At 46.6% G+C, this 17,496-nt stretch carries 17 protein-coding genes, 1 tRNA gene and 1 pseudogene; 13 read left to right on the plus strand and 6 right to left on the minus strand.

Going from position 1 to position 17,496, the window contains the following annotated elements; genetic code table 11:
* Window positions 1–24 precede the first annotated feature (24 nt).
* From C2757_RS06225 to C2757_RS06240, 4 genes are read right to left on the minus strand one after another with little or no spacing between them, the layout of a single operon-like run.
* Window positions 25–933, minus strand: coding sequence for a LysR substrate-binding domain-containing protein (locus C2757_RS06225; RefSeq protein WP_215373574.1), 909 nt, complete (start codon window positions 931–933; stop codon window positions 25–27).
* A gap of 4 nt (window positions 934–937) precedes the next feature.
* On the minus strand, window positions 938–1,729 hold the full coding sequence (lgt, locus tag C2757_RS06230) for a prolipoprotein diacylglyceryl transferase (RefSeq protein WP_215373576.1): 792 nt from the start codon (window positions 1,727–1,729) through the stop codon (window positions 938–940).
* Window positions 1,730–1,734: 5 nt separating this feature from the next.
* Window positions 1,735–2,199 carry a DNA polymerase III subunit chi gene (locus tag C2757_RS06235; RefSeq protein WP_215373578.1) on the minus strand — a complete coding sequence of 155 codons (465 nt, stop codon included), beginning with the start codon at window positions 2,197–2,199 and terminating at the stop codon, window positions 1,735–1,737.
* A gap of 15 nt (window positions 2,200–2,214) precedes the next feature.
* Window positions 2,215–3,813, minus strand: a complete 1,599-nt coding sequence (locus C2757_RS06240) for a leucyl aminopeptidase (RefSeq protein WP_370623893.1) — start codon at window positions 3,811–3,813, stop codon at window positions 2,215–2,217.
* 162 nt (window positions 3,814–3,975) lie between these two features.
* On the opposite strand from C2757_RS06240, the gene lptF reads away from it, so the two are divergent.
* The 3 genes from lptF to C2757_RS06255 all read left to right on the plus strand — a co-directional run bounded on the left by lptF (window position 3,976) and on the right by C2757_RS06255 (window position 7,246).
* Window positions 3,976–5,091, plus strand: a complete 1,116-nt coding sequence (lptF, locus tag C2757_RS06245) for an LPS export ABC transporter permease LptF (RefSeq protein ID WP_215373581.1) — start codon at window positions 3,976–3,978, stop codon at window positions 5,089–5,091.
* Window positions 5,088–6,242 carry an LPS export ABC transporter permease LptG gene (lptG, locus tag C2757_RS06250; protein WP_215373583.1) on the plus strand — a complete coding sequence of 385 codons (1,155 nt, stop codon included), beginning with the start codon at window positions 5,088–5,090 and terminating at the stop codon, window positions 6,240–6,242. Before lptF ends, lptG begins: the two co-directional genes overlap by 4 nt.
* A 62-nt stretch (window positions 6,243–6,304) precedes the next feature.
* Window positions 6,305–7,246 (plus strand): CysB family HTH-type transcriptional regulator, encoded by a 942-nt coding sequence (locus C2757_RS06255; RefSeq protein WP_215373584.1) that lies wholly within the window; start codon window positions 6,305–6,307, stop codon window positions 7,244–7,246.
* A 37-nt stretch (window positions 7,247–7,283) separates the two neighbouring features.
* Here the strand turns inward: C2757_RS06255 and C2757_RS06260 are convergent.
* Window positions 7,284–7,368, minus strand: a tRNA-Leu gene (locus C2757_RS06260).
* A gap of 152 nt (window positions 7,369–7,520) precedes the next feature.
* Between C2757_RS06260 and C2757_RS06265 the strand changes: the two genes are divergently transcribed.
* From C2757_RS06265 to rng, 8 genes and pseudogenes are all read left to right on the plus strand, one after another.
* Window positions 7,521–8,240, plus strand: a complete 720-nt coding sequence (locus C2757_RS06265) for a YebC/PmpR family DNA-binding transcriptional regulator (protein WP_215373586.1) — start codon at window positions 7,521–7,523, stop codon at window positions 8,238–8,240.
* 20 nt (window positions 8,241–8,260) lie between these two features.
* Entirely contained in the window at window positions 8,261–9,538 is a 1,278-nt protein-coding gene (gene purD / locus C2757_RS06270; RefSeq protein ID WP_215373588.1) for a phosphoribosylamine--glycine ligase, read from the plus strand.
* Between the two features lie 41 nt (window positions 9,539–9,579).
* Window positions 9,580–10,491, plus strand: coding sequence for an oxygen-dependent coproporphyrinogen oxidase (gene hemF / locus C2757_RS06275; protein WP_215376989.1), 912 nt, complete (start codon window positions 9,580–9,582; stop codon window positions 10,489–10,491).
* A complete protein-coding gene (locus tag C2757_RS06280) occupies window positions 10,488–11,177 on the plus strand; it encodes a nicotinate-nucleotide adenylyltransferase (RefSeq protein ID WP_215373590.1) in 690 nt (229 codons plus the stop codon). Before hemF ends, C2757_RS06280 begins: the two co-directional genes overlap by 4 nt.
* Window positions 11,178–11,223: 46 nt before the next feature.
* Window positions 11,224–11,607 (plus strand): annotated as a pseudogene (gene rsfS, locus C2757_RS06285) (ribosome silencing factor); the annotation flags it as partial.
* 35 nt (window positions 11,608–11,642) lie between these two features.
* The gene (gene rlmH / locus C2757_RS06290) at window positions 11,643–12,086 is read left to right on the plus strand and encodes a 23S rRNA (pseudouridine(1915)-N(3))-methyltransferase RlmH (protein WP_215373593.1); all 444 of its coding nucleotides are present in this window, start codon (window positions 11,643–11,645) and stop codon (window positions 12,084–12,086) included.
* Window positions 12,087–12,090: 4 nt separating this feature from the next.
* Entirely contained in the window at window positions 12,091–12,714 is a 624-nt protein-coding gene (locus C2757_RS06295) for a nucleoside triphosphate pyrophosphatase (RefSeq protein ID WP_215373594.1), read from the plus strand.
* Window positions 12,711–14,174, plus strand: coding sequence for a ribonuclease G (gene rng / locus C2757_RS06300; RefSeq protein ID WP_215373596.1), 1,464 nt, complete (start codon window positions 12,711–12,713; stop codon window positions 14,172–14,174). The genes C2757_RS06295 and rng overlap by 4 nt, the downstream gene beginning before the upstream one ends.
* Before the next feature lie 7 nt (window positions 14,175–14,181).
* On the opposite strand, the gene msbA is transcribed toward rng, so the two are convergent.
* Window positions 14,182–15,945 (minus strand): lipid A export permease/ATP-binding protein MsbA, encoded by a 1,764-nt coding sequence (gene msbA, locus C2757_RS06305; protein ID WP_215373597.1) that lies wholly within the window; start codon window positions 15,943–15,945, stop codon window positions 14,182–14,184.
* Window positions 15,946–15,955: 10 nt separating this feature from the next.
* Here msbA and C2757_RS06310 point away from each other — a divergent pair, with 10 nt between their 5' ends.
* Together C2757_RS06310 and C2757_RS06315 are read left to right on the plus strand one after the other, a co-directional pair.
* Complete coding sequence (locus tag C2757_RS06310) at window positions 15,956–16,717, plus strand: glycosyltransferase family 2 protein (RefSeq protein ID WP_215373599.1); 762 nt, start codon at window positions 15,956–15,958, stop codon at window positions 16,715–16,717.
* A complete protein-coding gene (locus tag C2757_RS06315) occupies window positions 16,714–17,493 on the plus strand; it encodes a glycosyltransferase family 2 protein (protein WP_215373601.1) in 780 nt (259 codons plus the stop codon). The genes C2757_RS06310 and C2757_RS06315 overlap by 4 nt, the downstream gene beginning before the upstream one ends.
* Window positions 17,494–17,496: the final 3 nt, after the last annotated feature.

Genomic DNA, 17,496 nt, shown 5'->3' on the forward strand with positions numbered 1-17,496 from the left:
AATATTAGCAAAGTTTTGGAGTGCTTAATTATTATTGCGTTGCAACATACGGGTTTCAGCCGCTAAGGCTAAAACATTGGGGTTGGCTTCATTAGCCTGAAGGTACATAAGGGCAATATGCTGAAAGACCTGATATTTTGGCATTAGAGGGGTGAAGTCTAGAGCATCGCCCATTAAAGCCTTGACTCTTCCAGGCAGCAGCGACCTTCCCAAATCACCCGAAACCATATTCATCAGGGAAAAAATATCGCCTACTTTCATCACAACACTCGGCTCAAAACCAGCCAAGCGAAAGGCCTCGTAAAAACCTGCAGTCGTTGCGAAACCGTCCTGCAAGGTCATAAATTTCTCATCTTTGTATTCAGATAAATCAACACTGGATTGCAAGGGTTTACTTTTCTTCGATGAAGCCAAATACAGTTGATCCTCAAACAAGGGAACTACCTGCACCCCCTCTGGCAAATTTTCTGAGGGAACTGCAATGACTATCGCATCTACCGCCCCTTCTGATAACTTCTTCATGAGATCTTCATTCGAACCCAGATACAAATCAATATCCAATTCAGGCCTACGAATTTTGGTACCCATAATCAATCGCGGAATGATGTTGGCCGTTAGGGAATACATCGAGCCTAAGCGAATTTGACTGCTCTCAACGCCTGCTTTAGCTCTCGCCTTCTTGAGAATGCGCTCCATATCTCCCAGCCACTCGCTACTGGCTTCAGCCAGATAAAGCGCTGCAGGCAAAGGCTTCAGTTGCCGCCCTTCCTTAACGAATAAAGGACATGCAATGCCGACCTCTAAAGAATGAAGCGCCTTGTGAATGCTGACTGCGCTTAAGTGCAACTCATCGGCAGTTTTGGTGAGACTTCCAGTCCTCACAAAAGAGCACAGAATCTCCAGCTTACGAAGGGTGAGTTCTTCGTTCAGCATCAGCTTATGCAGCGGCCTTCGATTTAAATATAGTCATCAGGTAAATACCCAAGAAAATCATTGGCAGGCATAACCATTGCCCCATAGATAGCCCAAGCCCAAGAAGACCCAAGAAAGCATCTGGCTCTCGAGCGTATTCAGCTAAGAATCGGCAAACTCCATAACCTAGAAGAAAAAGTCCTGAAACTTGGCCAATACGATGGGGTTTGCTGGAATAGATCCACAACACAATACCCAATAAGACACCTTCACCAAGCATCTGATAGATCTGGGATGGATGACGCGGGATGCTATCCACTAAAGGAAAGACCATTGCCCAGGGAAGATCAGTAGGTCTGCCCCAGAGCTCACCATTAATGAAATTACCCAAGCGCCCAAATGCCAAACCAAATGGTACGAGTGGCGCTACTAAGTCACTCACCACAAAGAAACTGGTCTTTCTATTTTTGGCAAACCAATACATAGCCACTAAAACTCCCAACAAACCTCCATGGAAAGACATGCCGCCTTCCCAGATTTTAAAAACACTCAAGGGGTGTGAAAGATAAAAGCCAGGCATATAAAATAGTACATAACCCAAGCGCCCGCCGAGCACAACCCCCAGAACACCTGCAAAAAGCAAGTCTTCAAGGTCTTTATAAGTCCAGCCGAGAGCTTGATAACGAGGTGCACGAATGCGCAAACGACCTAAGAGCAAGAACTGCGCAAAAGCCATTAGGTACATCAAACCATACCAATGGACTGCGAACGATCCAATACGAATCGCTGCAGGATCAAACTGAGGATGAATGAACATTCAAATTAACTCTTGGACTGGTCAAAGTTATGCAGCTCGTGACCCAACTCGCGATAGGCTTTATAGCGCTCACGCCCAGCTAAGCGCTCTGCTTCATTGACTGTCACTACTTCCACAATTCGGGGAAAGCGAGCCACTAATGTAGGAACATCCTTGGGCATGCGCATCCCCAAATGAATCATCACATCTGCATGAGGAATATTTTGTAGCGCAGGAGAAGAAAAGTCGTCCGTTAATACGATGGGAGTCTCAGTGGCAGCTTCGTCATCAATAAAGCAATGGGGCAAAAAGTCAGTTGCACTAAAAGACCAAAGTAATGCATCTAATTTTTTCAAATCTGCAGCTTCACCAATCATCACAATATTACGCACTGCTTGCCCAGCAGGTGTAGCACTCCAAATCTTGCGCGTTAAGCGGCAAGCGTATTCCAGCTTATCCCCAACATTACTGTGAAAGTCGATGCGCGCCATGTGAACTTAAATAAATTACTTAGACTCGAGCAAATAATTCACCAGCAAAGGCACTGGACGACCTGTTGAACCTTTAGCTGCGCCACTCTTCCAAGCAGTCCCTGCAATATCTAAGTGGGCCCACTTGTACTTTTCAGTGAACCGCGACAAGAAGCAAGCCGCCGTAATGCTGCCGCCAGGCCGACCGCCAATATTGGCTACATCCGCAAAATTCGACTTTAATTGCTCGTGGTAAGCGGCATCTAAAGGGAGACGCCAAACAGTATCCAGTGAAGCATTACCCGCTTTAGTTAAAGCGGACACCAAGTCTTCATCCTCCGAGAATAAGCCGCTGTGTACATGCCCTAAAGCAATCACACAAGCACCAGTCAGAGTGGCAATATCAATAACCGCTTTAGGTTTAAAGCGCTCAACGTAAGTTAGGGCATCACAGAGTATTAAACGCCCTTCTGCATCCGTATTGAGAATCTCAATTGTTTGACCAGACATGCTTTTCACAATATCGCCCGGTCTAGTCGCTCGACCCGATGGCATGTTCTCGCAACTTGGAATAACGCCAATCACATTCTTTTTGAGCTTCATCAAACCCGCTGCATACAGAGTCCCAATCACTGAAGCAGCACCACACATGTCGTACTTCATTTCATCCATGGCTTCGCCCGGCTTCAATGAGATACCACCGGTGTCAAAGGTAATCCCCTTGCCCACCAACACAATGGGTGCTTCACCAGCTTTACCCCCCTGATGACGCATCACAATAAATTGCGGAGGGGTCTCAGAGCCTTGAGTTACCGATAGAAACGAACCCATACCTAGGGCTTCTATCTGCTTGCGTCCCAGTACATCTACTTTAAGACCAGCCTTTTTGCTCAAGCCTTGAGCAGTCTTGGCTAAATAGGTCGGGGTACACACATTGGGAGGAAGATTGCCTAGGTCTTTTGCGAGATGCATGCCTTCAGTCATCGCAATACCTTGCTCAACAGCAGCCTTCAATGGTTTTGCGCAAGCATTGTTGCCCGCGAATACTAGATGCTTAAAAGAATCTGCTTTATCTTTTGCCTTGTGCTTCATAGTAGGTTGACGAACCCCAAAACGATAGGCCTGATCACCTGCATACTGAATACATAAGCGTACTTCTTCAGCAAGCAATTCTGCATGATGAGTAAAGCTGGGTACAAACCATAGAGCACTTTGAATCGACCCGCCGCTGAGTGCTTTTAATCCCGCACGCGCCACCTTTGAAAAGCTCACTAAATTGCGCTCACCTGCGACATGGCTATCACCCAAACCAATCAAGAGAACACGTTTAGCCTTCACTCCATTTGCCACCCAAGTCTTATCCGCACGCAATAGGCAAACTGACGATTGCTTCACATCAAGATCGCCAAGAGAAAGGGCATGCCCGACAGCACCACTAAGGAACTGATCAAGCTCAACGAGAAGCCCAGCCTTATGCTTTGCATTCTTAGTGCCGCTGAGTGCGTCAAAATCCGCCTTGGAAAAGGCCAACACCAAACAATCGGAACTATGGGCTAACAAGCCTTTCAGGCCAGATTTGAGGAGTTTTGGACTCTGGAGGTCGGCTTGAGGGAAAATCTTGGTACTAAATTGAATGGTCATAATCTATTGCAGTGTTTTGGTCGATTCAAAGGGGTATAAATTCAGGAAATGGCTCTTTTATCCATTATCCTCCGACAGTAGAGCTTCTTCTTTTATCTACACCAATATAAGCCATTTAAGCCCCACTCCCAAATTCCCAGAGCCATCTACCAAAGCATGATTTTCCACCAAGCCCTCCGCCGCGAACTCAGTTTTACGACTGGTGGGGTATTTTTGGTCTTGGTCACCATTATGGTGACCACCCTAGTGATCCGAATTTTGGGCTATGCAGCTAACGGCACAGTCAACCCTGAAGATGCGCTGGTATTAATAGCGCTGGCTACTTTGGGTTACCTTGCGGTATTGCTGACGGTGTCGCTGTTTGTAGCAGTCTTAATTGTTCTTGTTCGTTGGTACAAAGACTCTGAAATGATCGTCTGGTTTGCCAGCGGTCTGAGCATTACGAATCTCATTCGTCCTATTTTGCAATTTGCTACTCCTCTTCTCATCATCATTGCATTGTTGGCCTTGTTTGTATGGCCTTGGGCAAATCGAGAATCAACCCTGATTAGCCAACGCTTCCAACAACGTGATGACGTCTCAATGGTGAGCGCTGGTCAATTCAAAGAATCCGCCAAAGCAGAACGGGTGTTCTTTATTGAGGAACTCGATATTGATAAAAACGAAGTAAAAAATATCTTCGTTGCCGACTCAAAAAATGGGCGCCTAAGCGTAGCCGTTGCCGCAACTGGCTTTGTGCAAAACTCTCAGGGTGGCGAAAAATCCATCGTTCTACACCATGGCCGCCGCTATGAAGGCCAGCCTACCCAGCCCGATTTCAGAATTCTAGAATTTGATGAATACAGCACAAAGATTCGGAGTAAGGAGGCTTTGGCTCCAGCCCCACGGGATCGAGAAAAAACTATCTCAGAGCTCTTAAATGACACTAGCCCAGATATGCTCAATCCAAACCGCGCCGAACTTTTATGGCGCATTGGTCTTCCGCTCATGGCGCTTGGCCTTGTTCTGATTGCGATTCCCTTAGCCTACGTGAATCCGAGATTGGGTAACTACACTGCGATGTTCTATGCAGTCTTAATTTATTTAATTTATAGCAATCTACTCAATCTCACGCAGAACTTTGTTGCAAAAGGCAAGTTGAGTATGTTGATTGGCATTTGGCCAATCCATCTACTTGCACTACTCATTGCGCTATTCCTAATCCGCAATCGTATTAACCCATCCCTCAAATGGTGGCAGCGACAACTACCCGCAAGGCTTGGTCGCAAATGAAATTGCTCTTTCCATTCATCTACGAGCGTTACTTAGCCAAGCAAATTTATGCGGCATTTGGTTTTATTCTGTTTGCGCTAGTTGCCTTGTTTTTGTTCTTTGATATTTTGAGCGAGCTGGGCTCAGTACAAGGCGGATATACGCTTCCTTTAGCACTGTTGCACGTGCTTTTGAAAGCACCGAGTCGGATCTCTGAAATTATTCCGATTGCTGGATTGATTGGGAGCATCTATGTGTTTGCCATGCTGGCAAGTCAATCTGAGTTCACAATTCTGCGCATTGCAGGATTAGACGTCAAGCGTGGCCTGATTACTCTTGCCAAGATTTCTCTGCCACTGATTGTCCTCACACTTGTCATGAGTGAGTGGGTTGGACCATTTACCGAAGCAAAATCCGAGCAAATTCGAATGAAGGCTCTAGGGTCTACTTATTCATCTCAATTTAGAACCGGCGTCTGGGTGAAAGATCGTCTGCGCGACGAAGATGGCAGCGGTCCAGTACGCCCCGGAGTGCGGTATGTAAACGTGGGCACCGTAGATAAAGATAATGAGATCCACAATATACGGATGTATGAGTTTGATGACACCTACCATCTTCTCTCCATTCGTAGCGCAGTATCAGGTCAGTTCGATGAAACAGGCATCTGGGTACTCAATGATGTTACTGAAACGCGCTTCAAAGAAACCAAACAAACAGATCCCTTGAATCCAGTCTTTTCTGCGCAAACATTTACACACCCCATTCTGACTTTGGAATCTGAAGTCACGCCGCGAATTTTGAACGTGTTACTGATTAGTCCAGAAAAAATGTCTATCGTGAGTTTGGGTCGATTCATTTCTCATTTACGGGAGAATAAACAAGATGCCCAACGTCACTCCATCGCTTTTTGGAAAAAAGTGGTTTACCCCTTTACGATTTTTGTAATGCTTGCTTTAGCCCTGCCTTTTGCCTACTTAAAAGTACGTGCCGGAAGTGTGGGTATCAAAGTATTTGGTGGAATCATGCTGGGGATGAGTTTTCAACTCTTTAACTCACTGTTCTCAAATGTAGGTTTACTGGGCTCATGGCCTGCATTTATGACTGCCTTGATCCCGCCTTTGCTGTATTTCCTCCTAGCATTAGTCGGATTACGCTGGGTTTCTAAGGCCTAATACCCAAAATTCATTTAGAATTTGATTCCTATATCTTTGTAGATATATAGATAGGAATCCATATGAATCTCCATCAATTCCGCTTTGTCCGCGAAGCCGTCAGACAAAACTTTAATTTAACTACTGCCGCAAAGGCGCTCTTTACTTCTCAGCCTGGAGTGTCCAAGGCCATTATTGAGCTTGAAGATGAATTGGGTGTGGAGATCTTTCGTCGTCATGGCAAACGCATTCGCTCTCTCACCGAACCCGGCAAAAGAATTTTGCTTTCGATAGAGCGCATCCTCGATGAGGTAGAAACTCTCAAGCGGGTTGGTAAAGATTTTGCGAGCCAAGATCAAGGCAACTTTGTAATTGCTACAACGCATACTCAAGCACGCTATGCACTACCTAGAGTACTCACTGAATTTACGAAGCGTTTTCCCAAGGTACGTGTCAGCATTCAACAGGGTAACCCTGGTCAAATTGCAGAACTCCTCATTCATGATCGTGCTGATATCGCGATAGCAACTGAAGGCATCGCCAATACCCCTGGAGTCCTTGCTTTACCGGGCTATCAATGGCAACACGTCATCATGGTACCTTTGAGTCACCCGCTTCTTAATCAAGCCACTGTGACACTAGAAGAGATTGCTAAATACCCTATCATCACTTATGACAAAGCCTTTGCTGGTCGCAGCAAAATTGATGCTGCTTTTGCTCAACGCAATTTAAACCCAGACATTATTTTGGAAGCAATTGATGCAGACGTGATCAAGACCTACGTAGAAACTGGTATGGGTATTGGTATTGTTGCAGGCCATGCGTACGACACTGATCGAGATCGCAATCTCAAAGTGATTCCTGTGGGGCACTTATTTGGCAACAACGTCACTCATCTAGGTGTTAAACAAGGCGCTTATCTGCGCTCATTTGTGTACACCTTCATAGAACTATTCTCACCCACCCTAACAAAGAAAATTGTCGAGCAGGCGATGTCCAACGAATCGGATTCCTACGAAATCTAGCTTTAAAGTAAGCTCAACAGCTGCAATGTCAGTTGAGTGGTGCCTCGGGGCGGACTCGAACCGCCACGCCTTGCGGCACCGGATTTTGAGTCCGGCACGTCTACCAATTCCATCACCGAGGCAGGTGTTTGCAGTGGAAATTCTGCACAATTTGCTGTTTTGTTACAGCCAAGACATGAGAGTGTAACAAAAATTGGCTAAGAGCCCCCTACCTCCACCCTAGAACACCTTAAAATGAGGGTCTCTAGCCAAATTATTAAAAGGAATTACCCGTATGGCCGGCCACTCGAAATGGGCCAATATTCAGCACCGCAAAGGTCGTCAAGACGAAAAACGCGGCAAGATTTGGACCAAACTCATTAAAGAAATTACCGTAGCTGCCAAATTAGGTGGCGGCGATATTGCTACCAATCCCCGTTTGCGCTTAGCCATTGATAAAGCCAAAGACTCCAATATGCCTAATGACAATGTGCAAAGAGCAATTGCGCGCGGCACAGGTTCGCTTGAAGGCGTGAGCTACGAAGAAATTCGTTACGAGGGATACGGCATCAATGGTGCTGCGGTCATCGTGGATTGCCTCACCGATAATCGCACTCGCACTGTTGCAGAAGTGCGTCATGCGTTTAATAAGAATGGCGGCAATATGGGAACCGAAGGTTCTGTAGCTTTTCTCTTTAAACACTGCGGTCAAATGCTATTTGCTCCTGGTACCAATGAAGATCAACTGATGGAAGTTGCTCTTGATGCAGGCGCGGAAGATGTTATTAGCCATGATGACGGGTCACTTGAAGTGCTTACTCCTGTGCCGGATTTTCCAAAGGTGCAAGATGCAATTAACAAGGCTGGTTTGAAGTCTGAACTCGCCACAGTGGCGATGCGCCCTGAAACAGAAATTGCATTGGAAGGTGATCAAGCCGAGAGTATGCAGAAATTACTCGATGCGCTTGAAAACTTAGATGACGTGCAAGAAGTATTTACGAACGCTGCTCTTTAACCCTCTTTACATCTTCAAATATGAAAATTCTTCTGATTGGATCTGGTGGACGCGAACATGCATTAGCTTGGAAGCTTGCACAATCACCTCAAGTACAAACTGTCTATGTAGCACCGGGCAATGGCGGCACTGCCACCGCTAAACAAACTACCGCTGGGATTGAGAATCTACCCATTACTGGGCTACAAGAATTAGCTGATTTTGCTAAAAGAGAAAAGATTCATCTCACCGTAGTTGGCCCAGAAGCGCCACTAGCTGCTGGGATTGTGGATGTCTTCCGTAACAATGGTTTGCGCATTTTTGGCCCCACTCAGTTAGCTGCTCAATTGGAGTCCTCGAAGGATTTCTCAAAAGCGTTTATGAAGCGTCACGGCATTCCAACTGCCGATTACCAAACTTTCTCCAGCGCACTGCAAGCACACGCCTATATCGATGCCAAGGGCGCGCCAATCGTCATTAAGGCGGATGGCCTGGCCGCTGGTAAAGGTGTAGTGGTAGCAATGTCTCTTGAAGAAGCCCATGCAGCAGTGGACATGATGCTGGCTGATAACAAATTGGGTAACGCTGGCGCTCGGGTAGTGATTGAAGAATTTCTCACGGGTGAAGAAGCGAGCTTTATTGTTTTAGTAGATGGTAAACACGTTTTGGCTTTAGCAACCAGCCAAGATCACAAGCGCTTATTAGATGGTGATCAAGGTCCTAACACTGGTGGGATGGGCGCCTACTCTCCTGCGCCAGTAGTCACCCCAGAAATTCATGCGCGAGCCTTACGCGAAGTCATCATGCCGACAGTGAAAGGCATGGAGGCTGATGGCATTCCATACACCGGCTTCTTATATGCTGGCTTGATGATTGCACCCGATGGCAAGATCAAAACTTTGGAATTTAATTGCCGCATGGGCGATCCCGAGACACAGCCCATCATGGCACGTCTACGTAGTGATCTGGTAGACGCTTTAGATCATGCTGTCGATGGCAAGCTCAATGAGGTAGATCTGGATTGGGACCGTCGTACAGCCTTAGGTGTAGTGCTAGCTGCCCATAACTATCCCGACACGCCACGAAATGGGGATGTCATTACTGGCATCCCAGCAGATACTGAAGACCAAATCACTTTCCATGCTGGAACCAAATTGCAAGATGGCAAGCTAGTGACTTCTGGCGGTCGCGTGATGTGTGTTGTCGGTCTTGCAGATACCGTTCGGGGCGCCCAACAAAAAGCGTACGAAGCGATTAATCATATTCACTTTGATGGCATGCAATATCGTAAAGATATTGGCTATCGTGCCCTTAAATAAATCAACGCAAAGTACGCTCCTTGACTACACAGCAAGCTCAAATCGATATCGCAGCACTCCGAGAATACTTTCTGGGGCTGCAAGATCGCATTACCGCCGCAATGGGTGACTTAGATGGCAAAGCCTTTGTTGCTGATGAATGGCATAAGCCTGAAGATAGCAAGCTTAAAGGTTATGGTCGCACTTGTATTTTGGATGGCGGGAATATTCTCGAAAAAGGTGGGGTTGGTTTCTCACACGTGCGTGGTGATCAAATGCCTCCTTCTGCCTCACACCACCGCCCTGAAGTTGCGGGTCGCAGCTTTGAAGCCATGGGGGTCTCCTTGGTTTTTCATCCTAATAATCCTAAAGTACCAACCACCCATATGAATGTGCGCTGCTTTATTGCGCAAGCACCAGATAAAGAGCCTGTATGGTGGTTTGGGGGCGGCTTCGATCTCACGCCCTATTACGGCGTTGATGAAGACTGTAAACATTTTCATCAAACTGCTAAAGATGCCTTAGATCCTTTTGGCGATGAACTCTACCCCCGCTTTAAAAAGTGGTGTGACGAATACTTTTATCTCAAGCATCGCGAAGAACCACGTGGCATTGGTGGCGTATTTTTTGACGACTTTAATGAATTAGGATTTGAGAAGAGTTTTGCGATGACTCGTGCAGTAGGTGATGCATTTATTGATGCCTATCTACCCATTGTTCAGCGACGCTACCAAGATGCCTTTACTCCTGAGGAAAAGTCTTTCCAAGAATATCGCCGTGGGCGTTATGTGGAATACAACCTCATCTTTGATCGTGGCACCATCTTCGGACTGCACTCTGGCGGTCGTACTGAATCTATCTTAATGTCTATGCCACCTGTAGTTCAGTGGCGCTATAACTGGCAACCTGAACCTGGCACACCAGAAGCTAAGCTGTATGACTACTACCTCAAACCCCGCGATTGGCTAGCGTGAGTACTACCAAGAAAATTGGCATTTTGGGCGGGACATTTGACCCACCCCATATTGGCCATTTGAGATTAGCTAGCCATTTTGCAAAAATCTTGCACTTAGATGAGTTACTTCTCATACCGAGTGGTGAACCCTGGCAAAAAGGCTCTGACATTACTCCCGCAGAAATTCGGTTTCAATTAACGGAGGCTGCAGGTATTGATCTAGCTAGGGCATTCCTCTATCTGAGCATCCCCACCCAAATTGGCATTGACCGGATTGAAATTGAGCGTGCTGGTCCGAGCTACAGCATCGATACCGCTAAATCGCTACGTGAACGTTTTGGACCAGAGGCAAGTTTGATCTGGCTAACTGGAGTGGATTCATTAATCCATCTACCCAGCTGGAACTCTTGGCGCGATTTATTCCAATACATGAATTTTGCCGTTGCGAGCCGTCCTCACTATGACCTGGTTGCAGAAATGAGTCCGGAGATTCAAGAATTATTGGAGACTCATCAAATACAAGATCCAGCTGCCCTTGAAAATCAGCCTGCTGGCCTCATCTATATCGATGAAAGCCTATCGGTCGATCTTTCATCCACCGATCTACGCAATCGCCTCAAAACCCCTGCTCGCAGCCAAATCGAATCTGAACAAATTCCCTCGCATACTCTACAAATCATTACAAAACTGGGTTTGTATCAGTAATCGGGATAAGATCATCCCAAACACTAAAAAATATCATTGAGAACACATGGAATTACGTAAATTACAACGCGTCATTATTGATGCCCTAGAGGATGTTAAGGCGCAAGATATTCGCGTTTACGACACCTCTAAATTAAGCGAATTATTTGATCGCGTCATCATCGCAACCGGTTCAAGCAATCGGCAGACTCGTTCTCTGGCAATGTCTGTCAAAGAAGAAGTGAATGCTAAAGGTGGAGAAGTCATTTCCGTTGAAGGCCTTGAAACTGGTGAATGGGTCTTAGTGGATTGCGGCGATATCGTTGTCCACATCTTGCAACCCATGCTGCGCTCTTACTATCAGCTCGAGGGGATGTGGGGTGCCAAACCTGTGCGCGTCAAATTGGCTGGCAGTAAAGGTCTAGTCAAAGCCAGCGAATCTGACGACGAAGTGTAATTCTTCGTCTTTGATTTTCTTTAGCACCCATGCGCTTAACAATTGTTTCTGTAGGTCACAAAATGCCGGACTGGGTAGCAACGGCTACCAATGATTACGTCAAGCGCATGCCAGCAGATTGCGCCATTGAGATCAAAGAGATTAAGCCAGACCTGACGCCCGCAAAAGAAGCGATCAAGATTGCGGCTGCAATCCCTAAAGGATCCAAAGTGATTGCCTTAGATGAGCGCGGTAAAGATCAGACAACCCAGAATCTGGCAACGCACCTGGCTTCCTGGCGCCAAGAAGGCTTTGATATCACTTTTTTAATTGGTGGAGCTGATGGTCTTGATCCCAGCCTAAAAACCAATGCTCAAGCTCTTTGGCGTCTTTCCAGCTTAACGCTCCCGCATGCGATGGCTAGAGTGTTGCTAGTAGAGCAACTCTATCGCGCATGGACTATCCTACAAGGCCACCCATACCACCGGGAATAATCCTGTGCATTCGTTTATCTATCTAGCCTCCCAAAGCCCACGTCGCCAGGAGCTATTAAGGCAGCTGGGCGTTCACTTTGAAATGCTAGCCCCAGCTCCCGGTGAGGAGACTGAGAGTATTGAAATACCCCTTCCCCATGAAAAAGCATATGACTATGTTCAACGGGTCACCCTGGCAAAGAGTAAAGCTGCTTTACAACGCTGGCATAAAAGTGGTTTGGAATGGGCGCCCATCTTGTGCGCAGATACTACGGTCAGCATTCCCAATAGTGCTGATGCGGAGATTTTGGGTAAACCAACAGACGCCGTCGACGCAGCACGAATATTAAATTTACTCAGCGCCCAAGTTCATGAGGTACTTACCGCAGTTGCCATTACTGTTACTCCACAAGCAGCCCCTCTCGCTTTCGTACAAGTATCCAAGGTCCAGTTTTCAGCTGTATCGCCGGATCAAATCAATCATTACATTGCCAGTGGGGAGCCTTTCGGTAAAGCAGGAGCTTACGGCATCCAGGGCCTTGGGGGTGCCTTTATTCCCTCAATAGAGGGAAGCTATAGCGGTATCATGGGCCTTCCCTTATATGAAACAGCCCAACTTTTAAAGCGCGCTCAAGTGACATGCATATGAATGAAGAAATCCTCATCAATATCACCCCGCAAGAAACGCGAGTTGCTTTAATTCAGCAAGGCGCTGTGCAGGAATTGCAGATTGAGCGCACTCGCCAGCGCGGTATTGTGGGCAATATCTATTTAGCCAAAGTTGTACGAGTGCTCCCGGGCATGCAATCAGCCTTTATTGAGATTGGTCTTGAGCGTACCGCATTTATGCACGTTGCTGACATTACCCAAAATAATCCCCAAGCCCAAATTGAGAAGCTGTTGTTTGAGGGGCAAACTATCTTGGTGCAAGTATTAAAAGATCCTTTGGGTACCAAAGGCGCTCGCTTAACAACCCAGCTCAGTATTGCTGGTCGCAATCTTGTGTATCTACCTCCAGCAGGTAGCGATACAGCAACCGAGAAATACATTGGCGTGTCCCAACGCATCGACCAAGCAGAAGAGCGTGAAGCCATTAAAGCCCGGCTTGCTGGGCTGATGGCCGCTGATGAAAAAGGTGGCATCATCGTGCGCACTAGCGCCCAAGATGCCTCTGATACTGAGTTACAGCACGATATGCATTATCTGCGCACCACTTGGGAAAATATTCGGGAGGCGATGAAGCATCATCCTGCACCCACGCTCTTGTATCAAGATCTCAGCCTAGCTGAGCGAGTGTTACGTGATGTAGCGGGTGAAGAAACAACGCAAATTCGGGTTGACTCTGCTGAGAATTTTGAGAAGCTGAAGGGTTTTGCCAATCTTTATATGCCCAATCTCTTAGGTAAGCTAACTTTGCATCGTGGTGAGCGCGCCCTCTTTGATTTATTTGATGTAGATGCAGAAATTAATAAAGCCTTAGGTCGTAGAGTGGATCTGAAATCTGGTGGCTATCTCATGATTGACCAAACAGAATCGATGACTACTATTGATGTCAATACTGGCAGCTATGTTGGTGCACGCAATCTGGATGACACTGTCTTTAAAACAAATCTAGAAGCAGCGCAAGCGATTGCTCGTCAATTACGCTTACGTAATCTTGGTGGCATCATCATTATTGACTTCATTGATATGGTTGGCAAAGATCATCAAGAGTCTGTTCTTCATGAGCTGAAGCGCAACCTGGAGCGTGATCATGCTCGCACCTCTGTTAGCGAATTTTCTGCTTTAGGTTTGGTAGAAATGACCCGCAAGCGTACCCGTGAATCCTTAGCTCACATTACCTGCGAACCTTGTGCCACTTGCATGGGCAAAGGGGAAATTAAAACCGCACAAACTATTTGCTATGAAATCTTGCGTGAGATTGTGCGCGAGCATCGCCAATTTAATCCCCGTGAATTTAGGATTGTGGCTGCACCTGATGTGATTGATCTATTTCTTGAAGAAGAAAATCAATTCTTAGCCCAATTGGGCGACTTCATTGGCAAGCCGATTACCCTCCAAGCAGAAGGTAGCTTCCGCCAAGAGCAATACGATATCGTTCTGAGTTAGTGCGACTTTAAGCGTTAGAAAACTGGATGCGATGCAAGTTGGCATACAGACCATCCTGCTTAATTAAGTCTTCATGAGAACCGTTTTCTACAATTTGGCCATGCTCAAGCACCACAATGCGGTCAGCATGCTCAATCGTAGATAGGCGATGTGCAATCACCAGAGTGGTTCTGCCAGCCATCAGTCGGTCTAGGGCATCTTGAACTTGACGCTCAGACTCTGAATCTAGCGCTGAAGTAGCCTCATCTAAGATCAAGATAGGCGCGTTCTTATAGATGGCACGAGCGATTGCCAGTCGCTGGCGCTGGCCGCCAGATAAGCGGTTGCCATTGTCACCAACCATAGAATCAATGCCCTCTGGCAACTCTTTCATCAGCGCGCCCAGATTAGCGGCTTCTAAAGCCTCAATGACTCTTCCTCGATCAATACCATTTTGATCAGAAGCGCCATAGGCTACGTTTGCAGCAATAGTGTCATTAAACAGGATGACATCCTGACTCACGAATGCAATCTGCCTTCTGACGTCAGCTAAGACAATATTCTCCAGAGGAATATCGTCCAAGAAAATATGGCCACTTGTAGGCTTAAAGAAACGTGGTAGTAAATTCACTAAGGTAGATTTACCTCCGCCCGATGGGCCAACAAAGGCGACTACTTCACCCGGCTTAATTAAAAGATTGATCCCATTTAAAGCATCTTTGCGGCCCTCTTCTTGCTGGTAAGAGAAGTTGACATTCTCGAAGCGGATACCACCTTTTGCTTTATCCAAAGCTCTCATATTGAGCCTTCGATCTTCATCTTCTTCAAATGGCTGATCCATTAGGCCAAAGATCATTTCAGCGGCAGTCAGACCCCGCTGCAAGGGTTGATTGATGTCAGCCAAGTGTTTTAGGGGGGAGATGACTAGCATCATCGCAGTAATAAAGGCTGCAAAGCCGCCAACTGTCGTGCCTTCAGTGGCTGATTGCATTAAGGCAATCACCAGCACCACCGATAAGGCCATTGAGGCGATCAACTGAGTAATCGGCTGGTTCAAGCCGCCTGCCACAGCAGACTTCAAAGCAAACTGGCGCAATCGGTCCGCTTTTTCTAAAAAGCGATTCATCTCATATTGCTCAGCACCATGAACTTTAACTATCTTATAGCCAGCTGCTGCCTCTTCCACGATATACGCTAAATCACTGGTCAAAGTCTGTTGTTCGCGATTCAGAGAACGTAAGCGCCGATTAATTTTGCTCATAATGAATGCGATGATGGGGAAGATAACTAATACAACAAGCGTCAATTGCCAGTTCAAATAAATCAAATACCCCATGAGACCGACCACTGTAAGCGAGTCTCGCACCAGACTGATGAGCATACCCCCCATAATAGAAAGCACATTATTCACTTCAAATACAACGGCATTAATTAAATTGGATGCAGAATTTTTTTGGAAAAAGGCAGTACTTGCGTTTAACAAAGTTTGAAACATTTGTTGACGTAATTTCAGCAACACCGAATTAATGACTCGCGACAATAAATAATTCGATAAGAATTGCGCCAAACTGCGGACCATAGCCAAGCCCACCAAGAAAACCGGCACCTGCCAAAGTTTGCTATTCAGCTGACCAGTAAAACCCCGGTCAAGCAAGGGCTTCATCAAAGCCGGAATAGAGGTCTCGGCGGCTGCCACAAAAGCCATAGCCACCAATGACCCAATAATCAGGCCAATATGGGGTTTCAGGTAGGTAATTAAGCGATTTAGAGCGGTACGGTCTTGAGCATTCATATAATGAATTATGCCCACCTTATCAGTCATACTCATCACCCGCAATGAAGAGGCCAATTTGGACGATTGTCTAGCCTCCCTGGAGGGCATTGCCCAGCAGATAGTAGTGGTTGATACCGCTAGTGCAGACCGCACCCTTGAGATCGCCCAAAAATATGGCGCTGTCATTGCCAGTCCACCAGATTGGCCCGGTTTTGGGCCTCAAAAGAACCGTGCTTTAGATCTGGCGATGGGGGATTGGGTTTTGTCATTGGATGCTGATGAGCGCCTTACCCCAGCCCTACGCTCAGAAATTTTGACAGCTATTCACCATAGCGCCCATATAGATTGTTTTGCTATCCCCCGTCTTTCTTGGTACTGCGGACGCTTTATTCGCCATTCAGGCTGGACGCCGGATTATGTTGATCGCCTCTTTAAAAGGGGTACTGCCCGCTTTTCAAATGATCTGGTGCATGAACGATTAATTCCCAATGGGCAAGTAGCCAAGCTTGAAAATCCCATGCTGCACTTTAGCTTCATGAATTATTCCCAGGTCTTACAAAAGCTAGATCGCTATTCCACCGCCTCTGCCGAACAAGCATTTTCTAAAGGCAAAACCAGCACCCCAGTTAAAGCAGTCCTCCATGGACTTTGGGCATTCTTTCGTACTTATATTATTCGCGCCGGATTCTTAGATGGTGCGCAAGGCTTTGCTTTAGCAGTTTCTAATGGCCAAGGTACTTACTATCGCTATATCAAGTTGTGGCATCTGAATCAGGAAGCCCGTAAATGATTTCAATTTTGTTGGCCACCTACAATTGGCCACAAGCACTCAAGCTCTGCCTCGAATCCCTTGCCACCCAAACGGATCGTGATTTTGAAATCATTATTGCTGACGATGGTTCTACTGAGACTACTAAGCATGCTATTGAGCAGTTCAAAACATCCTGCTCTATCGCAATTCAACACCTCTGGCAAGAAGATCAAGGATTTCGGAAAACGACTATTCTCAATCAAGCGATTGCTGCTGCTCGGGGAGAGTATCTAATCTTTCTAGATGGTGATTGCATTGTGCAGCCCGATTTTGTAGCCCGTCATCGCAACCTAGCCCAACAAGGGCATTTGGTGACAGGTAGTCGCGTCTTGCTAAATGAAAAACTCACCAAGGAAATCTTGACCTGGCCGCATTGGGATTTCCAACGCTTTAGTGCTGGCCTTTTAGCCAAACGCATTCGCGGGGAAATTAACAAGTACCTACCCCTCAAGATGAAGCTCGGCAGTGGCAGATGGCGAGATTACAAAAAGTTCGTTTGGCGTCGCATTAAAGGCTGCAATATGGCTTGCTGGAAAGTAGATGCTCAAGCCATTAGTGGCTTTGATGAAACTATGACCGGCTGGGGTCATGAAGATGCTGATTTTATATTCCGCTTACAACGTAATCACATCATCCGCAAATCAGGTGCATGGGCAACTGAAGTCTTGCATTTATTTCATCAGATTCACGATCAAAGTAATGCCGCTGAAAATGCGCGCCGCGTTCGTGACAAGATTCTTGCTAAGGCAATGTAAGAC

This window comes from Polynucleobacter sp. MWH-Svant-W18 (genome assembly GCF_018687495.1).
Lineage (GTDB): Bacteria > Pseudomonadota > Gammaproteobacteria > Burkholderiales > Burkholderiaceae > Polynucleobacter.

Coding starts and splice junctions, on each gene's coding strand:
- C2757_RS06225 (WP_215373574.1), bottom strand. CDS start 933: ATGCTGAACGAAGAACTCACCCTTCGTAAGCTGGAGATTCTGTGCTCT.
- lgt (WP_215373576.1), bottom strand. CDS start 1,729: ATGTTCATTCATCCTCAGTTTGATCCTGCAGCGATTCGTATTGGATCG.
- C2757_RS06235 (WP_215373578.1), bottom strand. CDS start 2,199: ATGGCGCGCATCGACTTTCACAGTAATGTTGGGGATAAGCTGGAATAC.
- lptF (WP_215373581.1), top strand. CDS start 3,976: ATGATTTTCCACCAAGCCCTCCGCCGCGAACTCAGTTTTACGACTGGT.
- lptG (WP_215373583.1), top strand. CDS start 5,088: ATGAAATTGCTCTTTCCATTCATCTACGAGCGTTACTTAGCCAAGCAA.
- C2757_RS06255 (WP_215373584.1), top strand. CDS start 6,305: ATGAATCTCCATCAATTCCGCTTTGTCCGCGAAGCCGTCAGACAAAAC.
- C2757_RS06265 (WP_215373586.1), top strand. CDS start 7,521: ATGGCCGGCCACTCGAAATGGGCCAATATTCAGCACCGCAAAGGTCGT.
- purD (WP_215373588.1), top strand. CDS start 8,261: ATGAAAATTCTTCTGATTGGATCTGGTGGACGCGAACATGCATTAGCT.
- rlmH (WP_215373593.1), top strand. CDS start 11,643: ATGCGCTTAACAATTGTTTCTGTAGGTCACAAAATGCCGGACTGGGTA.
- rng (WP_215373596.1), top strand. CDS start 12,711: ATGAATGAAGAAATCCTCATCAATATCACCCCGCAAGAAACGCGAGTT.
- msbA (WP_215373597.1), bottom strand. CDS start 15,945: ATGAATGCTCAAGACCGTACCGCTCTAAATCGCTTAATTACCTACCTG.
- C2757_RS06310 (WP_215373599.1), top strand. CDS start 15,956: ATGCCCACCTTATCAGTCATACTCATCACCCGCAATGAAGAGGCCAAT.
- C2757_RS06315 (WP_215373601.1), top strand. CDS start 16,714: ATGATTTCAATTTTGTTGGCCACCTACAATTGGCCACAAGCACTCAAG.